The organism is Methanothrix sp. (assembly GCF_016706325.1).
Classification (GTDB): domain Archaea; phylum Halobacteriota; class Methanosarcinia; order Methanotrichales; family Methanotrichaceae; genus Methanothrix.
This window is the reverse complement of the sequence record NZ_JADJJX010000001.1, coordinates 1,257,200-1,280,884: the sequence shown is the minus strand read 5'-3', so window position 1 is coordinate 1,280,884 and position 23,685 is coordinate 1,257,200. Positions and strand designations below refer to the sequence as shown.

At 55.8% G+C, this 23,685-nt stretch carries 23 protein-coding genes and 1 tRNA gene; 8 read left to right on the top strand and 16 right to left on the bottom strand.

What is annotated here, in order from left to right:
- Positions 1-7: 7 nt before the first annotated feature.
- On the bottom strand, positions 8-1,570 hold the full coding sequence (locus tag IPI63_RS06715; RefSeq protein ID WP_292477559.1) for a phenylalanine--tRNA ligase subunit alpha: 1,563 nt from the start codon (positions 1,568-1,570) through the stop codon (positions 8-10).
- Between the two features lie 475 nt (positions 1,571-2,045).
- Between IPI63_RS06715 and IPI63_RS06710 the strand changes: the two genes are divergently transcribed.
- Entirely contained in the window at positions 2,046-4,709 is a 2,664-nt protein-coding gene (locus IPI63_RS06710) for an HAD-IC family P-type ATPase (protein ID WP_292477557.1), read from the top strand.
- Positions 4,710-4,855: 146 nt separating this feature from the next.
- Here the strand turns inward: IPI63_RS06710 and IPI63_RS06705 are convergent, their stop codons facing one another.
- Positions 4,856-6,025 carry a hypothetical protein gene (locus IPI63_RS06705; RefSeq protein WP_292477555.1) on the bottom strand — a complete coding sequence of 390 codons (1,170 nt, stop codon included), beginning with the start codon at positions 6,023-6,025 and terminating at the stop codon, positions 4,856-4,858.
- Between the two features lie 47 nt (positions 6,026-6,072).
- Between IPI63_RS06705 and hisI the strand changes: the two genes are divergently transcribed.
- The 3 genes from hisI (at position 6,073) to IPI63_RS06690 (ending at position 8,594) form a co-directional block, all read left to right on the top strand.
- Entirely contained in the window at positions 6,073-6,411 is a 339-nt protein-coding gene (gene hisI / locus IPI63_RS06700) for a phosphoribosyl-AMP cyclohydrolase (RefSeq protein WP_214065027.1), read from the top strand.
- Positions 6,412-6,439: 28 nt separating this feature from the next.
- Positions 6,440-7,585 (top strand): radical SAM/SPASM domain-containing protein, encoded by a 1,146-nt coding sequence (locus tag IPI63_RS06695; RefSeq protein WP_292477553.1) that lies wholly within the window; start codon positions 6,440-6,442, stop codon positions 7,583-7,585.
- Between the two features lie 142 nt (positions 7,586-7,727).
- Positions 7,728-8,594, top strand: coding sequence for a CBS domain-containing protein (locus IPI63_RS06690; protein WP_292477550.1), 867 nt, complete (start codon positions 7,728-7,730; stop codon positions 8,592-8,594).
- On the opposite strand, the gene pyrH is transcribed toward IPI63_RS06690, so the two are convergent.
- The 5 genes from pyrH to IPI63_RS06665 form a co-directional block, all read right to left on the bottom strand.
- Positions 8,581-9,255: a UMP kinase gene (gene pyrH, locus IPI63_RS06685; RefSeq protein ID WP_214065024.1), complete on the bottom strand. Its 675-nt coding sequence runs from the start codon at positions 9,253-9,255 to the stop codon at positions 8,581-8,583. The genes IPI63_RS06690 and pyrH overlap by 14 nt on opposite strands.
- 174 nt (positions 9,256-9,429) lie before the next feature.
- Complete coding sequence (locus IPI63_RS06680) at positions 9,430-10,077, bottom strand: adenylate kinase (RefSeq protein WP_214065023.1); 648 nt, start codon at positions 10,075-10,077, stop codon at positions 9,430-9,432.
- Between the two features lie 128 nt (positions 10,078-10,205).
- Positions 10,206-10,871 (bottom strand): hypothetical protein, encoded by a 666-nt coding sequence (locus IPI63_RS06675; RefSeq protein ID WP_292477546.1) that lies wholly within the window; start codon positions 10,869-10,871, stop codon positions 10,206-10,208.
- Positions 10,872-10,907: 36 nt separating this feature from the next.
- On the bottom strand, positions 10,908-12,653 hold the full coding sequence (glyS, locus tag IPI63_RS06670) for a glycine--tRNA ligase (protein WP_292477544.1): 1,746 nt from the start codon (positions 12,651-12,653) through the stop codon (positions 10,908-10,910).
- A gap of 121 nt (positions 12,654-12,774) precedes the next feature.
- Positions 12,775-12,942 (bottom strand): hypothetical protein, encoded by a 168-nt coding sequence (locus IPI63_RS06665; RefSeq protein ID WP_214065020.1) that lies wholly within the window; start codon positions 12,940-12,942, stop codon positions 12,775-12,777.
- A 350-nt stretch (positions 12,943-13,292) separates the two neighbouring features.
- On the opposite strand from IPI63_RS06665, the gene IPI63_RS06660 reads away from it, so the two are divergent.
- Positions 13,293-13,514 carry a hypothetical protein gene (locus tag IPI63_RS06660; RefSeq protein ID WP_292477541.1) on the top strand — a complete coding sequence of 74 codons (222 nt, stop codon included), beginning with the start codon at positions 13,293-13,295 and terminating at the stop codon, positions 13,512-13,514.
- Here IPI63_RS06660 and hsp20 read toward each other — a convergent pair.
- Positions 13,511-14,098, bottom strand: a complete 588-nt coding sequence (gene hsp20, locus IPI63_RS06655; protein ID WP_214065018.1) for an archaeal heat shock protein Hsp20 — start codon at positions 14,096-14,098, stop codon at positions 13,511-13,513. The genes IPI63_RS06660 and hsp20 overlap by 4 nt on opposite strands.
- 433 nt (positions 14,099-14,531) lie before the next feature.
- Here hsp20 and IPI63_RS06650 point away from each other — a divergent pair, with 433 nt between their 5' ends.
- Positions 14,532-14,858, top strand: coding sequence for a hypothetical protein (locus IPI63_RS06650; protein ID WP_292477536.1), 327 nt, complete (start codon positions 14,532-14,534; stop codon positions 14,856-14,858).
- A gap of 214 nt (positions 14,859-15,072) precedes the next feature.
- On the opposite strand, the gene IPI63_RS06645 is transcribed toward IPI63_RS06650, so the two are convergent.
- The 3 genes from IPI63_RS06645 to IPI63_RS06635 form a co-directional block, all read right to left on the bottom strand.
- Positions 15,073-15,145 (bottom strand) — tRNA-Gln (locus tag IPI63_RS06645).
- A 99-nt stretch (positions 15,146-15,244) separates the two neighbouring features.
- Positions 15,245-16,279 (bottom strand): class I SAM-dependent methyltransferase family protein, encoded by a 1,035-nt coding sequence (locus tag IPI63_RS06640; protein ID WP_292477533.1) that lies wholly within the window; start codon positions 16,277-16,279, stop codon positions 15,245-15,247.
- The gene (locus tag IPI63_RS06635; protein ID WP_292477530.1) at positions 16,251-17,489 is read right to left on the bottom strand and encodes a hypothetical protein; all 1,239 of its coding nucleotides are present in this window, start codon (positions 17,487-17,489) and stop codon (positions 16,251-16,253) included. Before IPI63_RS06635 ends, IPI63_RS06640 begins: the two co-directional genes overlap by 29 nt.
- Before the next feature lie 191 nt (positions 17,490-17,680).
- Here IPI63_RS06635 and IPI63_RS06630 point away from each other — a divergent pair, with 191 nt between their 5' ends.
- Complete coding sequence (locus IPI63_RS06630; protein WP_292477527.1) at positions 17,681-18,286, top strand: hypothetical protein; 606 nt, start codon at positions 17,681-17,683, stop codon at positions 18,284-18,286.
- A gap of 66 nt (positions 18,287-18,352) precedes the next feature.
- Here the strand turns inward: IPI63_RS06630 and pyrE are convergent, their stop codons facing one another.
- From pyrE to lysS, 4 genes are read right to left on the bottom strand one after another with little or no spacing between them, the layout of a single operon-like run.
- A complete protein-coding gene (pyrE, locus tag IPI63_RS06625; protein WP_292477524.1) occupies positions 18,353-18,937 on the bottom strand; it encodes an orotate phosphoribosyltransferase in 585 nt (194 codons plus the stop codon).
- 33 nt (positions 18,938-18,970) lie between these two features.
- Positions 18,971-19,804 (bottom strand): metallophosphoesterase, encoded by an 834-nt coding sequence (locus IPI63_RS06620; RefSeq protein WP_292477521.1) that lies wholly within the window; start codon positions 19,802-19,804, stop codon positions 18,971-18,973.
- A complete protein-coding gene (locus IPI63_RS06615) occupies positions 19,801-20,235 on the bottom strand; it encodes a nucleoside 2-deoxyribosyltransferase (protein WP_214080158.1) in 435 nt (144 codons plus the stop codon). The genes IPI63_RS06620 and IPI63_RS06615 overlap by 4 nt, the downstream gene beginning before the upstream one ends.
- A 14-nt stretch (positions 20,236-20,249) precedes the next feature.
- On the bottom strand, positions 20,250-21,752 hold the full coding sequence (lysS, locus tag IPI63_RS06610; protein WP_292477518.1) for a lysine--tRNA ligase: 1,503 nt from the start codon (positions 21,750-21,752) through the stop codon (positions 20,250-20,252).
- 104 nt (positions 21,753-21,856) lie between these two features.
- Between lysS and IPI63_RS06605 the strand changes: the two genes are divergently transcribed.
- The gene (locus IPI63_RS06605) at positions 21,857-22,312 is read left to right on the top strand and encodes a dCMP deaminase family protein (RefSeq protein WP_366850885.1); all 456 of its coding nucleotides are present in this window, start codon (positions 21,857-21,859) and stop codon (positions 22,310-22,312) included.
- A gap of 200 nt (positions 22,313-22,512) precedes the next feature.
- Here the strand turns inward: IPI63_RS06605 and IPI63_RS06600 are convergent, their stop codons facing one another.
- Positions 22,513-23,646 (bottom strand): S8 family serine peptidase, encoded by a 1,134-nt coding sequence (locus tag IPI63_RS06600; RefSeq protein ID WP_292478210.1) that lies wholly within the window; start codon positions 23,644-23,646, stop codon positions 22,513-22,515.
- Between the last annotated feature and the right edge of the window lie 39 nt (positions 23,647-23,685).

Genomic DNA, 23,685 nt, shown 5'->3' with positions numbered 1-23,685 from the left:
ACACACCTCACAATTTTATGGATACAGGCGTCCGGCGCAGCCATTCGATATCTGACTGATACAGCAGCCTCAGGTCCTTCAGCCCCAGCCTGAGCATCGCCACCCGGGAGACGCCCAGCCCCCAGGCCAAGACGGGATGATCGATGCCGAAGGGGCTGGTGACCTCCTTTCTGAACACTCCCGCCCCGCCCAGCTCCACCCATCCCAGCCCCTCGATGTAGACCTCGGGCTCTACAGAGGGCTCAGTGTAGGGGAAGTAGCCCGGGCGGAAGCGCACCTCAGGAAATCCCATCTTCTCATAAAATTCCTTTAAGATGCCCAGGAGGTGAGAGAAGCTCACATCCTCATCCATCACTATCCCCTCAAGCTGCTCGAACTCTGGGGTGTGGGTGGAGTCTATCGCCTCCCGCCGGTAGACCCGATCGATTCCGAAGGCCTTGACGGGCGGCCGGGGATGCTCTGCCAGGTACTTGATCGTCACCCCGGTGGTATGGGTGCGCAATACCTCCTGCCGGGCCACCTCCGGGCTCCAGCAGCCGCCCCATCCGGTGGAGCCGATGCCTCCGCCGCATTCATGCATCTGCTTTATCCGGGAGTAATCGGGAATATCCCCCTGGCTTTCCAGATAGAAGGTGTCCTGCATCTCCCTGGCTGGATGGTCCTGGGGCTGGAATAGGGCATCGAAGTTCCAGAAGCTGGTCTGGACGATCGGACCCTTGATCTCCACAAAGCCCATCTCCAGCATGATCTCCCGCATGTTATCGATCAGCCGCTGGTAGGGATGCCTCTTTCCAGGAAAGATCCTGTCCGCAGGGAGGGAGACATCATAAGGGCGCGGGAAGAAAAGGGGGGTGGCCTCATCTCTCTCCCAATAAATGCGCTCATTCACCTCCCGCCATTGCCCTGTTTTTATCATATCTGCTGTTATATTGGAAATCGTACGATATGCAATGGCCTCTGAAGATAATGTTATGGGACCTATTTCGATAACTGCACTGCCAATAATAGCTTCACCTGTTGATCCGCTGCCCTTTGCCCTTGACCGGCCCGAATCTGTGATCTGGTACTTCCAGGACTTCGTCGTTTCTGATTTCACAAGCCCTCTGCTCTTTAAAGCAAGGCAGGCCCCCTCATCCAAGTCCCTGGCGCTCTTTGGACCGGAGAGCAGCTCTTTGAGCATCCTCTCATCTTCACCCTCCTTGGGCGTGCCAATGGGTCTGATCACGCCCCCTTCTATCGCTGCCCAGCCCTTCTTGCGCAGCCAGCCCAGGCCGATCTTGAGGGCGGGGTCCTTAAGCTCGGAGATGGCCTTTCCAGTGCCCAGGGACAAGAGGAGCCTTCTCTCCGGCAGCCCCTCCCGGGCGTAACTGGTGCCCTCAGTGGTCAGGGAGATGCTCTCATCCACCGACTTATGGACCTGGATCAACTCCTGCTCCGCCAGGGTGTCGGCTGCCGCTCGAGCAGTCTCAACCTTCATATTCAATCTTTGGGCTATGCTCTGTGGATCTGAAAGTCCTTCTGATATCGCTTTCAGCACTGAGAACTCATTTTCCGATAAATCTGATGGCATGGTATCATCCCGGATTTGGTTGATTTTCAGGGCAACTGCCAGTTGCCCTCAAAAGAAAGAAGAGACTGGGTGGCCGAACATCCTCAAAGCTGGCCCCGGCTGCCTTGAGAGCAGGGTTGGGGGCGGGGTTTTGTGATGGAGGTTTTTGGTCTGTCGGGCATTCTGAGGCACATTTTTTTCCTTGGATTGATGATTTATAAACCTGTCGAACAGGATCTTTTCAGAGGAAGGGAAAATGAAGGCTCCTCGCTGGTGGGGATCACCCTTGGCCCGTTTTGTATCTGCTCCCGGGGTACCCCCCCGGGGCGAAGGCCAAAGGGTGGCCGGGGGATGAAGATGATTCAATTATACTGAATAGTTCCTATGAGGAAACAGATATCAGGGAGGCAGTTCCTGGATTTCATTAGGATCAGCGTTAAGTATTTCTACAATTGACGGATTCTCATTATCCCAATGCAAAAGAGGTCCGAAATCTGTGAACTGGCATTCAATGACCGCAGAAGAGGTCTTATCCAAGCTGGATTCCAACCACGAGGGCTTAAGCTCAAAGCAGGCTAAAGAGAGGCTCTCCCAGCAGGGCCCCAATCAGCTCGCAAGCCCCACCAAACCCTCGCCATTGAGGATATTCATAGGCAAGTTCAAGGATTATATGGTCTTGGTCTTGATCTTTGCCGCCATCATCTCTTTTATCGCCGGCGAGACCACCAACGCTTATGTCATTTTAGGGATTGTAGTTCTTGTCGCCATCATCGGCTTCGTCCAGGAGTACAAAGCAGAGAAGGCCATGGAAGCTCTGAGGGAGATGGTGGCCCCGGAGGCGGATGTGATCAGGGATGGCAGGCTGAGCACCATCCCGGCTGCTGAGCTGGTCTTTGGAGATGTGATCTTCCTGGAGGCAGGGGATAAGGTGCCCGCTGACGGCCGCATCCTGGAAGAGAGCTCCCTTCAGGTCATCGAGTCCTCTTTGACTGGAGAGTCCCAGGCGGTGGAGAAGATGGCCCTGCCCCTGCCCGAGAGGCTGGCCCTGGCAGACAGGAAGAACATGGTCTTCATGGGAACCATCATCTCTCAGGGCAACTGCCGGGCAGTGGTCACCGCCACCGGCCGGGGTACAGAGCTGGGGATGATCTCCGGCTTGATGAAGCAGGAACAGGCCGAGCCCCCTCTCAAGATCAAGCTCCAGCAACTAGCGAAGAGGCAGGCCATCCTGGTGCTGGTGATATCGGCTGCAGTCTTCATCCTCATGTTCAGCCGGGGATTGCCGGTCGTCGATGCCCTCATCGCCTCCATCGCCCTGGCGGTAGCCGGAATCCCTGAGGCCCTCCCCTTCATCGTAACCCTGGCCCTGGCCTTTGGAACCCAGGCCATGGCCAAGAAGAATGCCATCATCAGAAGGCTTCCCGAGGTGGAGACCCTGGGCTCGACCACAGTTATATGCACCGATAAGACCGGCACCCTGACCACAGGAGAGATGACACTGCGTGAGATCCGCACCTACAGGAAGATCGATGTCACAGGAGCGGGATATGATCCCTCCGGTCAGTTCATCTCCAATGGATCGAGGCTCGACCCGGCAGAGAGAGATTTGGCGAGGATCCTCAAGATAGGGGTGCATGCCAACAACTCGGCCATGGAGAGGGGCAATGATGGCTGGCGGGTGGTTGGTGACCCCACTGAGGGGGCGCTGATTGTGGCCGCAAAGAAGGCAGGGATTCTCGATAGGATAAAGGAGAGCAACAATAGATTGGTTGAGTTTCCCTTCGATTCAGAAAGGATGCGGATGACAACAGTCGATGAGGCAGGAGGAGAGGGCTATACTGTATCCATGAAAGGCGCTCCAGAGGTGGTCTTGAGCCATTGCACAAAGATCATGCGCCCCAATGGGACCAGGCCCATCTCAGACCAGGATAAAAGATCGATCCTGGGGGAGGCTGATCAGATGGCTGAGAATGCTCTCCGGGTTTTGGCCCTCGCCTGGAAGCCCATATCGATCAATGATCTCGCAAAAGCAGATAGCATCGACTCAATGGAGTCCGGGCTGATCTTCGCCGGCCTCACCGGCATGATGGATCCGCCAAGGAAGGAGGTTCCGGAGGCGATAAGAATCAGCAAGATGGCGGGCATCAGGACGGTCATGATCACTGGAGACCACCGCCTGACTGCCCGGGCCATTGGCAAGGAGCTGGGGATAGGCAACGGAGAGGTGATCGAGGGAGCGGAGCTGGACCGGATGAGCGCAGAGGATCTGTGTGAGCATATAGATGAGGTATCTGTATTTGCCCGGGTGACAGCAGAGCACAAGGTTCGCATAGTGGAGGCCTTGAAGGCGAAAGGCCATATCGTGGCCATGACCGGTGACGGGGTAAACGATGCCCCTGCACTGACTGCAGCCGATATCGGCGTGGCCATGGGCAGAACGGGCACCGAGGTCACCAAGGAGGCCTCAGATGTGGTGATCGCTGATGATAACTTCGCCACCATTGTCAGCGCTATTGAGGAGGGGAGAAGGATCTTTGACAATATTCGGAAAGGCACCTCCTATCTCCTATCAGTCAGCTTTGCTGAGCTGGCCACCATCTTCTTCGCCCTCGCCTTGGGATTCCCTCTCCCCCTTCTCGCCGCCCAGATCCTGTGGATCAATGTGGTGGCAGAGGAGTTTCCCGCCATCGGCCTGGCTCTGGAGCCCTCCCACTCCGATATCATGAAAAGAAAGCCCCGCGATCCCCGGGAACCCATGCCCTCCCGCACGCTGATGATCTACACTCTGGGGACTGCTGCTGCCATTGTGGCTGGAACTTTGGGGCTATATATCACGACTCTGCAGTCGAATGCCGATGTGAGCTATGCCCGGACTGTGGCCTTCGTGGGCCTGGGTTTTTTTACTGTTTATAATGCCTACAGCAGCCGCTCTCTGCAGGAGTCTGTCTTCAGCATGGATCCCTGGGGAAACAAGACACTGCTCATGGGAATCGGGCTCTCGATTCTGGCCATACTGGCAGTGGTCTACATCCCATTCATGCAGTTCATATTCGAGACCCGGCCGCTTACAATAGAGAGCTGGGCCCTTATCCTGGCAACAGGACTGCTGGTGCTCCTGGTGGCAGAGATCATGAAAAAGCTGCTCTCCAAATGGAGATGAATTCCTCTCTGAAGATCGGTTCAGCGGTACCGAAATCCTTATATCTCGGCAATCGCCGTATAGAGCTAGAGGCAAAGGTCGAATCCCATCTCTTTCCCGCCTGAACGGCTGACTTTTGCCCCCCTCCCACCTCCCTCCTTGGCCATCTAAAAATCATCCAGCCTTCTTTGTGCAGGAGCTCTGAGAAGCGATGCCCTCCCGATCCACAAGCTGGCCGGGGTGCGCAGGCGTCTGAGCAGCTCATCCCGGGCAGCGGGGAGGGAGTCGAAGCGCTGCGGCGAAGAGCCCATCGCCTCTCGTGCCACCTCCCGCACCACCCACACCCCCAGAGGAGCCCAGTAATCCTCTGAGATCTCCCTTACCACCAGGATCCCAGCCTGCCGGCCCCAACGCTGGAGATGCTCCAGCACCGCCAGCCGGGCGGCATAGTATCCGCCGGCCAGAGAGCTGTAAGCCCTCTTGGGGCGGGCGTCCTCTCCATCCCGGCCAATGAACCCCTCCTTCGCCCAGAGGGAATTGGGCCGCCAGATTTCGATAAGCTCGAAGCTGAAGGGGCGGGGAAGGAGGAGGACCTCGAAGTGGTTTCCCAGCTCCTCCCCGGAGAACAAATAGAACTCCCGGACCTCAGGAAGATCAAGAACAGCATCCTTGAGATTCCGGCCGATCATCTCGTCAGATGCTGTTATGGACCAGCGGGTGGGCACGACCTTTCTCCTCTTGCCCAGCAGGCCTAAAGAGAGGAGGCGGGAGAGGTGATCTACGCCTATGCCTGCAGAGTAAAGCTCGGCTGCTGCCACATGTGCTGACACATCCCGATCCAGAACCATCTGGTCCACCTTGCGAGGGATCAGGGGGTTGGTGGTGATCTCCATCCCATCCAGCTCCCCCCAGGGGCCGGTGGGGGAGAGGATGCCATCGAACTTCAGGCCCGCCCGGGGTGGTTTGATGAAGGAGACCTCCGTTCCCACCGGGGCAGAGGACATGGCGATCTGCTGGCAGGCCTCCAGAAGCCTTCCCGGCGAGCTGGCATCAGTGACCCTGATCTTCGTCTCAGAGCGGACCATGCCCATGCGGGCAGAGATGATCTGTTCCATGTCCATCCCCAGGCGAACACTCTCCTCGGCCTGAGCCGATGGGAGGACGGGCCCCGCTCTGACCAGGGGGTAGCCGGACCGGCCCACGAAGAGCTCAGGGGGGGTGAATCCCTCCATGCGGCTGCCTATCTTGGGAGAGGATGCCAGCTCCTTCAGCCGCTGGGCTATAGGGCAGAACGGAAGGCCGCACTCTCCCCGGCCCTTACAGGTGATGCAGCTCATGATCCTTGGGCAAGGCCCTTATAGGATATATCAACTACCACTTTTCGATGAACGAGAGGTTGATTCCGGCCATCGCCCAGGACTGGCGGACAGGAGAGGTGCTGATGCTGGCCTACATGAACGATGAGGCTCTGGCCAGAACCCGTGAGACCGGCAGGGCTCATTACTGGTCCAGATCGAGAGATAAGCTCTGGCTGAAGGGGGAGTCCTCGGGGCACTTTCAACTGGTGCGGGAGATAAGGGTGGACTGCGATGAAGATGCCATACTTCTCCTGATCGAGCAGGAGGGAGGAGCCTGCCACACCGGTTATAGATCCTGTTTCTATCGCACCATTGACGGCCAGGTGGTGGGGGAGAAGGTCTTCGATCCTCAGGATGTCTATTGAGGGCAATCTCTGTTGAGGATTGGCGAGGATGACTGCTGCCCGGATAGAGAAGGAGAAATGCGTCTCCGAGACCGGCCCTGGCGTAGAGCGATCGTATCCCCTCTACCGCAGCCCTCTGGTCTGGGCTGAGGCCGGGCTGGTGGAGGGCCGGGTGAAGATCAGGGTTGGCGGACCCCTTGCCCCTCTGCCAGCGATCAGATCCAGCATGGGGCTGTTCGACGGCCAGTTGGCGGTGCGAGCGGATAGCGAGCAGCTCTCCCTCTCCACCTGGATTCCCCCTCTGCCCAGCCCGGCCTTCGACCGGCTGGCGAAGAGCCGCATCCGATCCCTCCTCGGCCTGCGCACTCCAGATCAGGTGACGATCTCCATCACTGAGGAGTGCCCCAACTGCTGCTCTCACTGCGCTCTGCCCGACTCCGGAAACCGGCTGCGCCTCCCCCCAGAGATCGTCCGCGATCTCATCGGCCAGCTTCTGGATATGGGAACCACCCTGGTGATATTCGATGGGGGTGAGCCAACCCTCTACCGGGAACTGCCGGAGCTGGTCAGATATGTGGACCACAGGGCAATCTCCACCCTCTTCACCTCAGGGGCGGGCTTCAGCCCCTCATTGGCCAGAAGGCTGAAAGAGGCTGGCCTGTATGCAGTCAACATCAGCCTGGACAGCCCTCTGGAAGAGGAGCACGATGCTATGCGGGGGAGGGAGGGGGTATTCTCCGAGGCGATGCAGGCGGCGAGGTATGCCCTCCAGGCAGGGCTGTTGGTGGACCTTTATGTGGTAATTCGCCGGGAGAACCTCCCCCACCTGCAGGGATTCCATCAACTGGCCAGAGCTCTGGGGGTGCACGAGCTGACCCTCTTCGAGGTGGTGTCCACCGGCCGCTGGTCCAGTCGCGAGGGGCTGGCTTTGAATGATGCTGAGCACGTCCGCCTGGCGGAGTTCGTCTCCAGCAGTGGAGGGCCCAGGATCTTCTCCGTTCCCGATGCCTATCGCCGCTTCGGCTGCTTTGCTGCCAGAAGCTGGATGCATGTCACACCGGCGGGAGAGGTCTATCCCTGCTCCTGTTTTCCACAGTCCTGGGGCAACATATTGAATGAACCAGTGAGGAAAATCTGGCAGCGTATGGGACGGTTCCCTCATAAAGGGAGAAAAGTATGCCCCATGAGGAAATAAGTGGATTTTTCTCCATCCTGCATGATTTTCTCAATCCAAAGAGGGATTTTGAACTGGGTTTTAATTAAACGGAATTTTTATAGGCCCGCTACAATCAATAGATCTATATAGGACATTAATCGTGAACAATGCTGATCTAACCATGGATTTGACAACTGTCCAAAGGGATATACTAACAGCATTGATCAACATCTATCGTGTTGAGGGAAGAGCAGTTAAGGGCGAGGAGATCGCCCGGCTGATAGACCGCAATCCCGGCACCATTCGAAATCAGATGCAATCCCTGAAAGCCCTCAATTTGGTGGAGGGGGTGCCCGGCCCCAAGGGGGGCTACAGGGCCACAGGATCTGCCTATGATGCTCTCAATATCGAGGCGATAGGGGATATGGTGACCGTCCCAGTCCTCAGGAATGGCGTTCTCATGGAGGGGACCACAGCCAGCGAGATCATATTCAATAAGGTGATGCATACCCATCAGTGCGATGGCGTGATCCGTATCATCGGCAATATCAGAGACTTCAATGTGGGCGATGAGGTGGAGGTGGGACCGACTCCGGTGAACAAGCTCTACATCCGGGGCACCGTCCGGGGCAGGGATGACACCATGAGCCGGCTGATCATCCATGTGGATGCGATGATATCCGTGCCCAAGATGGCCATCAAGAAGGTCGCCCGTCGCGCTGTGCGCATCCCTCCTGCCGCTTCCATGCAGGAGGCAGCGCGCATTCTGGTGCACAATGGGGTTCAAGAGGCCCTGGTGGAGGACAGCTCCCCGGGGATGGTCAATCAGACGGACATCGTCCGGGCGATAGCGGATGGAAAGGGCGATCAGGAGGCGAGGGCGTTCATGAACCGGGGGTTTTTGACCATCGACTCCGAGGAGACCACATTCGAGGCGATAAAGATGTTGGGGAGGACAGGCGCCAGCCAGTTGGTGGTCTCAGAGGACGGCGTCCTCTGGGGCTTCGTCTCGCCCGCCGACCTGATAAAGAGCCTCACCCCTGCCTGATCTCAGTTCCTGTGTGCCCCCCCAGGGCACCCTTTTTTAGGTTTTCGATGTTGCTGCCCAGGACGATCGAGGTGGGGATTGCGCTTCGCTCGATGATCTTGGCCGCCAGAGGATCGATGGGGGAGCGAGAGCCGGCCTTCATCTCCGTCTGGGCGGCCATTCGTGATAGCTCTCTGTGGGTCATACTGCCGATCCGCTGCGCTTTGGGATCCCTCTCCGGATCAGCAGTATAGACGCCATCCACTGAGGTGGCGATGATCAGCCGGTCTGCCCGCACATACTCTGCCAGCAGGGCAGCGACGGCATCTGTAGTCTGTCCAGGGGCCACCCCTCCCATCACCACCACCCTGCCCGGACAGGCCAGGCAGACGGCCTGGGCATAAGAGGAAGGGACCTCCTGCGAGGCGGCGGAGCCAAGGGCAGCGACCAGGAGGGCGGAGTTGAGCTTTGTTGCCTCGATGCCGATCAGGTCACAGAAGATCTCCGGAGCGCCCAGCGCCCGGGCCTTCTCGATGTACTCGCGAGCGATCCTGCCTCCGCCCACCACGGCATAGATCTGATGCTCCTCAGAGAGATGGCGGAGGGCATCAGCATACTCCTGTAGGCTCTTGGCATCGCAGCCGGCGAGGATGGAGCCTCCCAGGGAATAGACAAGTATCATGAGAAGGGGCTAGCGAGGAGAGGGAATAAAAAGGTTGTCAGTCCTGCCCTCAGGTGAAGACCGTCCGATCAGAGGGGCATGCTGTCGGCGCAAACGGCTCTGCCCGACAGAAATCTGCCGGGCCGCACAGAGAATTCAGAGAAAAATTATAGCGAAAAAAAGGGTTCGAAGGCTCTATGCCTTCTTGTCCAGGGCCTTGGTGATCTCGCCGAAGATAGCCTTGATATCGCCCACACCAGACACAGTGGCGACGAGACCTCGCCCATTGTAGTAGTCGATCAGAGGCTGGGTCTGGGTATGATAGGCAGCTACCCTCTGCTTGACCGTCTCCTCGTTGTCGTCCGCCCTCTGGTAGAGCTCCGCTCCACAGGCATCGCACTTTCCAGCCACCTTTGGCGGATTGAACTGGATGTGATAGGTGGCACCGCACTTGCACATCCTCCTTCCTGTAACCCTCTTGACCAGCTCCTCATCCGGCACGTCGATATTCAGCACCACATCGATCTTCTGCCCGAGTGCGGGCAGGATATTGTCCAGAGCCTCAGCCTGGGGCATGGTCCTGGGAAATCCGTCCAGCATCCATCCTCCTTTGACATCATCCTTGGCCAGGCGGTCCTTGATGATATCGATAAGCAGGGCATCTGGAACCAGCTTTCCCGCATCCATGAACTTCTTGGCCTCAACCCCCAGAGGGGTGTTGCTGCGGACGTTCTCCCTCAGAATATCACCGGTGGAGATATGGGTGATCTTGTACTTGTCGGCGATCATCTTGGCCTGTGTGCCCTTGCCGGATCCCGGCGGGCCGAGCAGTATGATATTCATCTTTCCAATCCTCCTAATTCCCATAACTTAGCAGCCAAATGCTGCTTTCTAGCGGGGAAAGATACAATCCCCGGCCTTAAAAAACCTTCTCCATTACAGCCAATGGGAGAGCCGAGGCTATAATGAGGCTATAATGCTGCTGCCACCACAGCCATAACCAGCCCGGAGAAGACCGGTATGGAGAAGTTATCATCCAGGACCATGCCATTGATGATGATGCAGACACCATCGGCGGCCGTTGCCGCCGCAGCCCCCGCCAGGTAGATGGGAAAGGAGAGACGGGTGATGCCCGAGGCGAGGTATCCGATCAGAAGACAGCCGGAGAACATGATGGCTATGATTGAGAGGGGCTTGCAGCCCCACAGCACCCTCCTGCCCCGCACGTCGGCGTTCGCCAGAACCGATCCCGCCAGACCGCTTATGGTATCCCCCAAAGAGAGAAGCAGGACAGCATTCACTGCGATCATCTCCGGAAGAAAAATAAGACAGAAGAGGCAGCCGGCGATGTAATAGATGAAGCTGGCCACTTTATGCTCCTCCTGGGCCCGGACCTCAGGAAGGCGGATCCTTCCCTTCAGCCTCTGCCACTCCAGGATCAATGAGACGGCCAGGGCCAGGGCCACAAAGCCGATGGCAAAGCCCCGGCCAATGAGCAGAAGAGAGAGGGGGACAGAGAGGCCTGAGAGGTGGATGGCCTTTCTCCTCATCTCCAAGATCAGCCTGCTCTGCCAGTCGGCGGCGATATCAGGCGGGGATAAACATATCCTGCAACCACCCTTTCCCAAAATTCCCATCTCCCCCTTCCCTTCCTCCCGCTGGCACCCTTTCCCTCAGTTGCTCTTTTCTGAACGGACTGGATCGCCCGCATCCTGGAATGGGAGCGCCCCGTTGAGAAGAGCCTGCAGCTTATCTGCCACCTGCCAGCGGGGGACTCTGACCTGGCTCATGCTGTCCCGATCCCTGATGGTGACTGTGCCCTCTTCTATGGTCTCATAGTCCACAGTGACCTCATAAGGGGTGCCGATCTCATCATTACGCCGGTAGCGGCGGCCTATGGAGCCAGAGGTATCGTAATCAGTGCGCATGCCACGGGAGCGCAACTCCTCCAGAATCTCCTTCGCCGGGCCCACAAGCTCGCTTCTATCCATTAAAGGCAGCACCGCCACCTCGATCGGTGCTATCTGGGGCTTGAGCCTGAGAACTGCCCTCTTCTCGCCATCGATCTCATCCTCATAATAGGAGTGGTCCAGAATGGAGTAGAGTATCCTGTCGATGCCAAAGGAGGGCTCAATCACATGGGGTACCACCTCCTCTCCCCGCACCTCCTCCTCCACCTCCTCAAAGGAGACCAAAGCCGGGTCGATATCTATCCTCTCCCCATCCACGGATACCTGGATCTTCTCACCGGCCAGCTCCTCGGGCGCAAGGGAGCGAAGGGCTTCGCCCACTGCTTTGGCCTTTGACTTGAACATCGGCCCTAAGGCCTTGAAGTCCGGTTTGACCACTATCTTCTTCCTCTTTTGTGGCTGGTCGTAATGCACAAAGACGGAGAGGTTCACCTTACTGATGGCGGTATGGGCTTTGAGGTCGTAGTCGGTCCTGTCCGCCACCCCCACCAGCTCTATCCAGCCCAGGCGATCCAGCAGGACCTCTGCATCCCAGCAGTCGGCAGCATAATGGGCCATCTCATCGGCCTTATGCTGGCGGAAGCGCAGCCTCTGCGGATCTATGCCCACCTCCAGGAGGTACTGATAGGTCCTGGCCACATAATAGGCCAGGATCTGGTGGGCGACCACCCCCCTCTCCACTGCCTGGCCAAAGCTCATCTCCTCCTCCTCACCCCTCTCCTGTGCCTCCTGAGAGTAGAACTTCATTCTGATATCCTGGATATCTGAGAACCGGGGATGGCTCTTATCACGGGGATCGATGAAGATCTCCGCCTCGGCCTGGGTGAACTCCCTCAACCTGATCACCCCCTGACGGGGAGAGATCTCATTTCGATAGGACTTGCCGATCTGCACTGCTGCAAAGGGCAGAGCCCCCCGGAAGTAGCGCAGGAGGCGGGGGAAGTTGATGAACATGCCCTGGGCGGTCTCCGGCCTCAGATAGCCTGCCATCTTGTTCTCCGGGCCGATCATGGTCTTGAACATGAGATTGAACTCATAGACAGTGGAGAGCTCGCCGCCGCACTCCGGGCAGACGATCTCGTTCTCCTGCATACACTGGAAGATCTCCTCATTGCTCAGGGCATCGGGAACCTCCACGATATGCTTGATCAGGTGATCTGCTCGGTAGACCTCCTTGCACTCCTTGCAGCCGGTGAGTGGATCGGAGAAACCGCTCAGATGGCCTGAAGCCTGAAAGATCCCCTCCACCCCGATGGTTGGGGCCTCGATCTCTGCGAAACCCTCGGAGATGACGAAGTACTGCCGCCAGATATCTTCAATTCTCCTCTTGAGGGGTGCCCCCAGAGGGCCGTAATCATAAAATCCCGCTGCTCCGCCGTAGAGCTCGAAAGCGGGCCATAGAAAGCCCCGCCTACGGGCAAGCTCATTTACCAACTCATTCCTGTCCATTTCCCAATCCTCGGTATGGCTTCTGAGTATCGGAGGTGATTTAATCTTTGTTATGAAAAAAGAGAGACTATGCAGATCTCAAAAGGAGCAGATCTTCCTCCCCCCTCTGCTGCCCTTGATCTCAGCAGGCGGCAGAGAACGCTAAGAGCATGATGAAGGCAGCCATAACAGTGCACAGCAGGATCACATCCCCATATTTGCCCTGAATGAGCCGCCCCAGTCCTAGAATTATGCTCTTCTGTCCACCCTCATAATCCGCCTCCGCTCCCTGACGCCATATCTCACCCATCTGCTGCATGTGATCCACAATGCATGGGATGATTTAAGTAACTGTTTTTCATATCGGCTTTTTATCAGATCATAATGGCTCGATTTCGATCATATGAGTTCCATGTGGCCTTTATCTAGGCAGAATATGCAAAAAAATGCTGTGATCTTTCATCAGTTAAGGGATACCATGCCCCTCATGAAGCTACAACTGCATGAGGCATTGCTTCATACTGGATTGAGGATGAGCTGAGCTGAAGAGAATTTATCAATGAGCTATCAAGAAAAAGCAGACCAGGTCCAGGAGACAAACACCCTCCTGGAGGCCTCTTACAGCCTCGTCCGATTTCCTCATCTTCTGAATGTATCCTGATGTATAGCGGGGTGGATGGTGGGGTGGATGGCGGAGTGGATGGCGGGGTGGATGGTGGAGTGGATGGCGGGGTGGATGGTGGAGTGGACGGCGGGGTGGATGGCGGAGTGGATGATAGGATGGATCCAGTTCCATCCTTCAATCGCCATTCGATCGTCACTCAGCCACCTTCGATCCATCCAGTCGATCTGCTTAATCGAGCTCCTGGTCGATCCACCTAGTCGATCTGCACCTCCTTTCCTTTTCTCTTCTGCTTCTTGTCCAGCTCCAATGTCAATATGCCGTTCTTATAGGATGCCTTGGCGCTGTCTGGATCGGCAGGAGTGTCCAGATATATCATCTTGTAAAACTTCTTCTCATCATCGGTCTTGATCTGCACGCTATCATCTGTCACGTCCAGCTTCACCTTATCCTTTTCCACTCCAGGAAGCTCGACGAATATCTTGAACTTGTCCTCCTCGCTCATGACGTCGACCAATGGCTCCCTGCCCTGGCTGGGCTCAATTCCCCGATAAGAGGGCTTGATGTTGCCAAACTCCCGGAACACGGGCTCTTTTCCCGGCTCTGCAGTGTAGCTGAAGCCATAGACGAAGGGGCCATAGCGGCGGGATACGCCGGAGGGGGTCTTCTCCTCGCGAACCAGATCCTTGAACTCAGAGGGCATTGATTCCTCAAACCTCTGAATCATGCTCTCGAAGGGCTCTTTGAACCAATCATCCTCGAATCTCTCCTTCCTCTCAAAGGGGAAGCCCTTTGTGAAACTCTCGAATATATCAAATATGGATGGATATTTCTTGTCCCACATATCTATTTCACCTCACAATTACCTATGCATACTAACCTTAAGATAGTGATGGGATATAAATTTTTTGCCTGCCGCGATAGAAGGGACTCTCAGAAGAACCGGCCTGGCAGTTGAGATCAAGGCTGGATGAGCGCCGGCTCCAGAAGTGGAAGCAGAGCTATAACCAATACACTCGTATCATCCTGCCCTCGACCAATTCCAGGCTAAATCTCTGCTCGTATAAGTCCATATGATCCTCCAACCCCCTCCCTGTCCGGAGAGGGGGACAATAAGCTTCAAGAGGAAGGAGATGCTAATTAACAATAGCTATTCGGCATGCAGCCAGAGTCGGGCCGATAAGCAGCCGGGCCAATCAGCAGCCGGCAGCAGGGACAGTTGATGAAACAGAGCATACAGTCAAAACACAGCCAATGCAAAAGGGATGTGAGATCTATTGAGAGATGGCTTGGTTCAGTTTGAGGCAGAGATTCAGGGCCTGAATCAGATCCGATCAAGGGTGATCTGCGCAGAATCCAATAGCCCCTGGATCGAGGGAAGATTGGAAGACCTCATGGTCCACTTCACCTATGCCAGTTGGATGGCATATAACCTTGGCTATATATTGTCGATAGCCCTCTCCAGCAAAGAGGAAGACCTGGGGCAGAGGGTATCGGAGATGATGACCAGAATGATCTCCTCGATGGGAGCAATCCAGCTAGCAGAGATCAGGCTAACCCCGAAGGCCATGGAAGAGCTGAAGAGAGACCGCCTTGAGCCCTGAGACTCGAGCAGCCTTGAAGGAGATCCGAAGGAGGTTGATGGCAGCCGGATCGACTGGCTGGATGTTTTCTCTTTTTTCCCTTGACATCCCTCCCTCGCCTGGCCGTTTCCAGGGCCGATTCCCTTCAGATCGAATCAAAAGGCAAAAGGAGAGAAATGAGGAAAGAGAGAATGGAAGGAAAGGGGGAATGGATAAAAAAGGAAAAGCAGAAAAGTAGCCCGGCCAGGATTCGAACCTAGGTAAGGAGGTCCAGAGCCTCCTGTGATTGACCGCTACACTACCGGGCTTCGCCACTAACCTTGCAACAGGTGGTTATTAATCTTATCGATCCCCCGCCCCCTGAATGCAGCACATGGCAGCAGCCGGAAGAGCCCGCTCTTGTAGGGCTATTCGATCCTGGCATCCACCACGGAGTGGAGAACTCCCGGCGAGTACTTCTTCACCCGGATGCATCTCAGGATCTGAGATCCTCTGCCCAAAGCTCTTGCTGCCTCCGCGATGTCGCGGACTGCCTGTTCCGGATAGGCTCGGGAGGGCACTGTCTGATGATAATGAAGCACCCCACCGGGACGCAGGGCCCTGATCCCCCTCTGAAGATATCGATCCGTTACCTGGACCATGCCCATCACCACTCTGTCTGCCACCCCCTCTGGAGTGGCCTTCGCGCAGTCACCCAGTATGGGCTTCACTATATCCTCCACCCTGTTTTCTTTGATGTTCAAGCAGAGATAGTGGTAAGCATTGGGGTTCAGCTCAATGGCCAGGATCCTCCTGGGCGGGGAGTGGACGGCCATGGGAAGGGAAAAATAGCCAATACCGGCGAACATGTCCACCACATACTCCCCCCGGCCCAGATTGCCCATGCGCATCCTCTCTCTCAGATTGCCCGCCGAGAACATCACCTTCCTGGCATCAAGATGAAAGATGACACCATTCTCTCGATGAACCGTCTCCGTCACTGTGCCTGCAATGATCTCCCGGACCGGCTCTCTGAAAGGGCCCTCTATGCCATAATCGCGCAGGACGCTCCGGCAGCGGGGATAGCAGTCCAGCAGCGCCCGTCCTATGCGGGCCTGGTGAGGCTCAAGGCGCGGATGGATCTTGACCACTATCACATTCCCCAGGATATACCATCCTCGAGGCAGAAGCTCTATCTCCTCTGGCAGCAGCTGGCCTCTTAGAGATTCAGCCAGATCCGGTGCCTTTCGATAGTAAAGAGGAGCATCCTGAGATATAATCCGAAAGCCAGGGGCGCTGGCTGTGACAGGTATCTCTGTATAGACTCCCCTCTCCACCACCTTGCGGCTGCGATCAAGCAATCCCTGAGCAGTGATGCTCCTGAGAGCAGCAAATGTATCCTCTCTTTTAGCCCGCACCGCCAGAAAAGAGAGATCAGGATTTTTTGCTGTAGCTCTGCTCAAACTTCACGCCATCCCCAGTCAGATTCAGATTTAAGATCAGGGTATCGTTCTTGCGCGTGACATAGTAATCCTGGCCATGAACCTGCAGGCCGGTATCATAGTTCTCAATGCTCGCAAAGCTGAGGGTCAGGGGAACCTCAGTCCAGTTATTGAGCAGATATATCTTCACGCTGGCATCGGTGCTGCTGTTCATCTTCACCAGGGTGTGGTCCCCATGGGTGATGGTCACTATTCCCCCCTGGGCACTGATGCTCTGATCGATATTCGGAGGAAGCCTCATCTCAATCTCATTGGGCATTCCCTGGGGATTGATTATGTCAAAGCCCAGATAGCTCTCATTGCTGAAATTTACTAAAGAGGCAGTGTAATCAACAAATATCAAGGGCTTGCCAGAACTATTGGCGACCTGGCCATCTGTTGTGAAGCCGCCAGAGAATAGATATGCCCCCACAGCAAAAAGAATCATCAATCCTGCCAGCCCGGCAATCAACATCTCTTTGCTCAGCCCTTCTCTCGCAGGGGGCACTGGTGGCTCTTTATCCGAGAATGATGTGGCTGGAGCGGGCTCGGCGATCCTGGACGGTGCCATCCCTTCCCCCTTCGCTATAGGCTGCTCGACGATGCCAGCGGCCCCATTCTCCGTCGCGATGCTCTCCTCCTCCTCGAAGAGATGGGAAGGGGGTTTTGGCTTGAGCTCGCCCGCGGACTTCTCATCCGGCTCCGCTGCCAGTTCAGCATCATCCTCCGGCTCGAAGGTGACAGCTTCCTCTTCATCGGAGGAGGGAGCAGCAGGCCCACCGAGGGAGGGGGTCTTCCTGCGTGTAGGCAAGACCACCGCCCCTTCATCGAAGTTCAGTATCAGATCAGTATATGTGCCCGTGGAATCCACAAATTTCAGGGCTCGCGGAACCAGGTAGGAGACGCCGGATATCTTGACCTCCTCGAAGAACTCAGTGTTCTTCATCAGTCGATCTTTGAATGCATAGACAGCGCCGCTCTCCATCTTAGCATCGATCTCGCTGAGGCTGGGAAAGCGATCCTCCTGCGCAGCCAGCTCTTTGGTGGCGACGACATAAGCCTCGAAGAAGACCCGGCTCATTCGATTGAGCCTGTTGGTGTAGCGCCTATCGAAGAGAAAGGAGAAGCTATCCCCTTTGAGCTGCAAGCTCTCTTCGCGCGAATGCCGCCAGGCAGAGAAAGAGACGTCCATCAGATATGCATATCTTCAATGCAAATAAGTATTTTATGTATAGGGCAAGAGAAGCTCACCCTCTCTTATTCGATAGAATCATTATCGATATGGCAAGTAGAGCTCATATAAATCTCGTATGACAGCTATCTTTAAATCTCGCCGGGAAAAAAGGAAGCTCGATGAAACATTTGGGATTGGTGTGGGTTCTTTTGCTCCTCGGGATAGGTGCGCTCATGTGGTCGGCCGTGGCACAACTGACCGCCTATCAGAGCGTGCCTCCAGCGTTAAATGTAGGCGAGAATGCTATGGTAACAGTTTCGCTGACCTATTACGGAAGCGACGCCACTCAGGCGATTGTCACACCCGAACTCCCTCCGGGCATTGAGACCAGCAATCCGGAAGGTCAGACAGCACAACTGTATCCCGGCATAACCGCGCCCATCAGTTATCCCATAAGAGCAATGCAAAGCGGCAATTATACTATAGCCTCTCAGGTATTGTATGCAGAAGATGGGTCCTGGAGAAATCTGGCCCTGTTGTCCACCCTCATGGTCATGGGCCAGACTATGCCCATGCAGCCCGGTCAGATGTATCCCGCGGGCATCTCACCCCAGTCAGGCGAGGGCCCCCAAGGGATAAACGGATCTGAACTCTATCCGCCGGGCTATGCTCCTCTGAATCAGAGCCAGTTGATGGGAAACAGCACCATGCCCATCAGTCCAGATGGCTATAGAGCGCCTCACCCAGAGGATGCCCCATACTTGTATGATCTGAATCCAGAACGGAACAGACCGGCAACCGAGCAAAGGGGCTGAAAGGAGGCTCCGGAATTGGGAGGCCCTGCACCAGGATAGAATGTGCAAGGTCAGCTCAAGCTCCAACTAATTTGCTTTTTGGTCATCCAATCCCAGATCGCTGCGATTATAGAGCGCCTGCAGGTGGAATCCGCGCTCCTCGATGGCCTCGCGCCCCCCCTCCTGGCGGTCTAGTATGGCCAAGGCCTGCACCGGCTCATAGCCGGCAGCGGCAATCCTTTCAATGGCCCTCAGCAGTGAGGCTCCGGAGGTGACAACATCCTCCACCACTGCCACCTTTGCCCCTTCTTCCAGCATCGGACCCTCCACATAGCTCATGGTGCCATGCTTCTTGGGCTCCTTTCTCACTATCAACCCTGCCAGCCCCCTGCCCTGCAGATGGCTCAGGACGGATATGGCCGATACAATGGGGTCCGCCCCCAAGGTCAGCCCGCCGATGGCCGAGGCCTGGGGATGGATCATCTCCAGCATCAGCCTGGCAGTAAGATAGGCCCCTTCCGGGCTCAATGTGACCCTCTTGCAGTCTATGTAGTAGTCGCTCTTCCGGCCGGAGGAGAGGGTGACCGGCCTTATCTCCAGCGACCTCTCAATCAGCAGCCTCAGCAGTCGATCTTTATCGTTCACCATCAGATCCCTCTTATCCTGCTGCATAGTTGAGGGAGAGCAGATAATCCTTGCTCTGCCTCAGATCGACCCCCCTCCAGAGGCCTTTATCTCCGCCAGCAGGCCAAGATCAGTGCCATCCAGCAGATAGAGACGAGCACATTCCATATCGGCCATCGCCAGCACCGGGCCGCGCATATCCTCTGCCGGCTCATTGAGAGCCAGTCCGCCACAGAGGGGGTTGAAGGCCGGCATGATGATGATCTCCCCGGAGGAGGCAAGGCCGTAATGCTCCTCTATCGCCTCTGCCTTTAGGGGCGCCCGGGCCCAGACGGGATGGCTCTGAGAGTTGCCCAGAGGATCTTTGAGCCTTACTGCGGGATGAAGATGGGCGGCAACCAATAGGCCCGAGCGCACCACCCTCTCCTCCGGCCAGGTATGGCCGTGAAAGTAGCCCCTGCCCTCCCGCACAATTCCAGAAGGGGGATGGACTCTGACCCCCAGGGGAACCATATCTGCCAGGTTGCTGTCGTGGTTTCCCGAGACGATATCCACCTTTGTCAGTCCAGATAGCTGGTGGAGGAAACCGGGGATCTCCCTTCTCTCCTGCCAGCTCGTCTTTGGCACATTGTGCTTCAGGTCTCCCAGGATCAGCAGCCTATCCGGGCGGATCGCTTCCAGGTATCCCTTCAGGGCGGCGAGGATCTTTTTGGTCTGGCTGGGTATGGACACCCCTCCCAGCCAGAGCTCATACTCCAGGCCCAGGTGGATGTCGGAGGCGATGAGAAGCCGTTCCTTTCCCTCTGCCAGAAGAAGAGGGGCGCCGAAGACGGGGGCTATGGAGGAAGCGGAGGGGGCGGTTGAGCCTGAAGAGGAGGAGGAGCAGGTGCCAGGAGCAGGCAGTCCAGCAGTCAAGCCAGCAGCCCCTCCAGCTCAGAATAGAGTTCCCTGATGCTTGAGGATATGCTCAGGCAGGAGAACTCGATCATCAGGTTGATGCGGGAGGCCTTGAGCTCCCCTGCATTCCTGATATCGGTTCTTATCCCCAGAACCCTCTTTCTCTGCTGGAAGAAATGGCCGATCTCCCAGGCGGTGCCATCATCCACCTGGGGCCCGTCCAGGATGGCCACCATCAGATCGCAGCTATCCAGAGCCCTCAGGTTCTCCTGGAAGATCTCCTTCGCCCCCCATTGGTTTGTGGAGAGCTCATAGGGCCAAATGATCTGGCCGTTCACATCAGCCTCTTCAAGCCATTCTCGGAGGGCGTTGCATAGCTCTCTTGCCCAGGCGATCTCCCCGGCAGAGAATATGGGACCGGCAAGATAGATCCTGTGAGGCTGGCCCATCGACGCATCTCCTTTCAGTCCGGGGATCCGGCTGCCTCTTCTAGCCTGGACCGGACAAAATCCCTGTCCAGGCTGGCCAGGAACCAGCCCGCCTTAGGCCCTTGCCTGTCACCCAGGAATGCCAGGTATACCGCCTGGAAGAACTTCTTGGAGTCAAGGTTCATCTCCTTGGCCACGGCATAGACCAGGTCATGGATCTCGGCGGCGGTCTTCTCATCTATTCTCTGAGCAAGAAGGCCCAGGCCCTGCCGTTCGGCGGCAGAGAGGTTGTTCACCTCTGCGGGGAGCTTCTCTTGTAACTGGAACTTGACATAAGGGGGAGCATACTTCTCCAGCCAGACCTGCACATTCCTGGCCCGGGCCAGGATCTCCTCTCTTCTGGATACCACATCATAGCCGGACCTCTCCAGAGCGACGAAGAGCTGCTCCTCATCTCCGCGAGCGATCTGCACAGCAGTGACCATATGTCTGAATGGTATCCCAAAGGGTCCGCTCTTGCTGACATTGGAGAGCTCTATGGCCCTCTCATCCCCTTTTCTCTGGTCATACTCATCCACCAGGCTCAACAGGGGCAGGCCGGGGTCGAACTCGATATGCTTTTCCGGCTTGTTTCTGATGATCAGGTAGCGCAAAACCTCCGGCGGGACGACATCCAGCATCTCCTGGATGGTGACCACAATCCCAGTGGAGCTGTGCATAGCCCCCACGCCCTTGAGATGGATCCATTCGTAGACCACGGGGAAGGGAGCGGGGTAATTGTAGATCTCCTCACTGATCCTCTTGCCGGTATCATATGAGCCCCCTGCAGTAGCATGATCCTTGCCGAAGGGCTCAACTGTCACCTGGAATATGGGCCAGCGGGCCGGCCAGTCCACCCGCCAGACCAGCTTCCCCCCGCCAGCCATGGGAACTGTGCCCTGGCTGCCGCAGGAGCAGACATAGTCCACCGTCTCGGCATCCAGGTCGAATCCGGTAACCCGGGTGGTGTTCGTCCGGCCGCAGACGGAGCAGATGGCATCAAAGGGGCTCCAGCCCTCGGGGACGGCGCGGCCCGAGACCTCTTTCAGTATACGGGCGATCTCATCCTTTCGGGAGAAAGCAGTCTTGATGGCCTCGTTATATCTGCCCTCCTTGTAGAGGAGATCCGCCCGGTAGATCTCAGGCTTTATGCCCAGCCGCTCCATGCTCTCCAGGAAGGGATTTAAAAAGTGATCTGCATAGCTGGCGCAGCAGCCCTCGGGGCAAGGGATCTCTGAGAGCGGCTTGCCGATGTGCTCCTTGAAGCTCTCCGGCAGGAAGGGATAGAGCCTGCGCAAGCGGTCGAAGTTATCGGCGATGTATATCAGACGCACTTCCACCCCTCTGTCCAGAAGAGCGCGATAGACCGCCTCTGCAGTCATGACCTCGCGCATATTGCCGATGTGAACCGGTCCGGAGGGGGTGATGCCTGTAGCGATGGTATGGGGGCCAGAGCCTTCCAGCCTCTCGGCTATGACATCCGCCCAGTGAATAGACATATGGAGCAATCGATGCTAAGAGGGGATATTAAGCTTCCGTTCTCCCCTGGCAGCCGGAGGTCTCCAAGAGGGCTTATTAATAAAGAGGAGAGCTATCCAGGATGATGCCCTCAATCGAGCGTCCCGGCCTGGATGAGTACTTCATGGAGATCGCCATGGTGGTGGCCAAGCGTTCCACCTGTCTGCGCAATCAGGTGGGGGCCCTCTTTGTGAAGAACAAGAGGATACTGACCACAGGATACAACGGCGCGCCTGCGGGCCTTGAGCACTGCGATACAGTGGGCTGCGCGCGGGAGAATGTCCAGAGCGGCACTCACCATGAGTTGTGCCGGGCGGTGCATGCAGAGCAGAACGCCATCATCCAGGCGGCGATGCACGGCATATCCATCGAGGGAGCGACGCTATACTGCACCCACCAGCCCTGCATCCTCTGCGCCAAGATGATGATCAATGCGGGTGTGAGAAAGGTGGTCTATCATCACTCCTATCCCGACCAGACGGCCTTGAAATTCCTCGAGCAGGCGGGAATTGAGGTGGTGAGGGTGAAGGATGGGCCTTGAGCCGGGCCTACAAGCCAAGCACGATAGAAATTATGAGATCTGCTCTATTCTGCAGAGCCTACATCTTTTACTTGAAAATGGCGATATTTCTTGAATCCTGCGCAAGAGATTATGCGTCGTGCAGATCCATCCACGGACGAACGAGCTGGAGCCGTCGTCAAGTCAAGAATTCACAGAACTGCAGTTTTTAGTGATCTGCTTTAAACCCGGGCCCTCATGCGTAATCTAATATCGATCTTTGATTTTATAGGAGTATACAAGTCAACCGAGTATTTGTGTGCTACCCTTACTACTACTGCATATTTTTGTTCATATGCAGGGTCATCAATCCATTTGTCGCGGCATATTAATGCCAATTGAAGTTTTTCATCCGAAAATCGTGGATTCTTTAGGATTATAGAGCCCTTTTGTGTGCATCCTTTGCTTCTTGCTTGCGGTCCTGGCAAGAGGGATATTTCCTTCAGGTGCGCCTCTTCAGACTTGACATCGTCTAGATTTGTATATTTTGCTTTTAATGCGCTAAGGGAGGCCCCTCTATGCAATCTAAATTCCATTGTACAGCCAAGATAAGAATCCCCTCTAGTTCTCTTTGTCCTGGGATCAAAACAAAGAGCAACGGAAAGCTCTCTATCACCCCTTGTAGAATAATAATTATTTGGAAGAGGAATTTCATAAAATCTAGCAGAATCCAACTTTATTGTAGATTCATCGAGCAAAACGACGCGGTTTAGATCCGATGAACTTGCCTGAATAATATTTGGCCGTCCATGTCCATAGATGGCGTTGACTTTTCCTTCATCAAATGCTGGCCGATAGCATAGAGGCGAAGAACACTCAAAAGTAGTTTGTCCATCCCTAGGAGAGAATTTTTCAGGATGAGAACAAGAAGATATTATTAGTGCCTTTATTAAGTTTGCAGACGCCGAAGGAAATTGATTCCATAATTTGGCTATAAGATTCGAAATTTTCGCACTTGAAAAACTGGTTCCATTCTCGACGACAAAGGGGCTACTTATAATGAAATCTTTATTCGCCGTAACTACCCCAATTGATGGATCTTCATCAGCCGGATATACCCAGTCACCGCCCACTTCAACAAGATCTGGCTTGATCATTCCCCCCAATCCAGGTCCAGTTCGTGTGAACGGTGACGGAAAGCCTGGGTGCTTTGCTATAGGACGACGTGCTGGATCAATCGATTTCAGACCTGGACTAATGGACCCAACGGTAATGGCTAATGCTGCTGTTGAAGGATTGATCAGCTTCGATTCATCATTGAATAAACAATGAGGATAGTCATTATAATCATCACTACTGAAATTCCGGTCGTGAATCTACAATCGGCTGTTATTTATATAACCTATTCCTATATG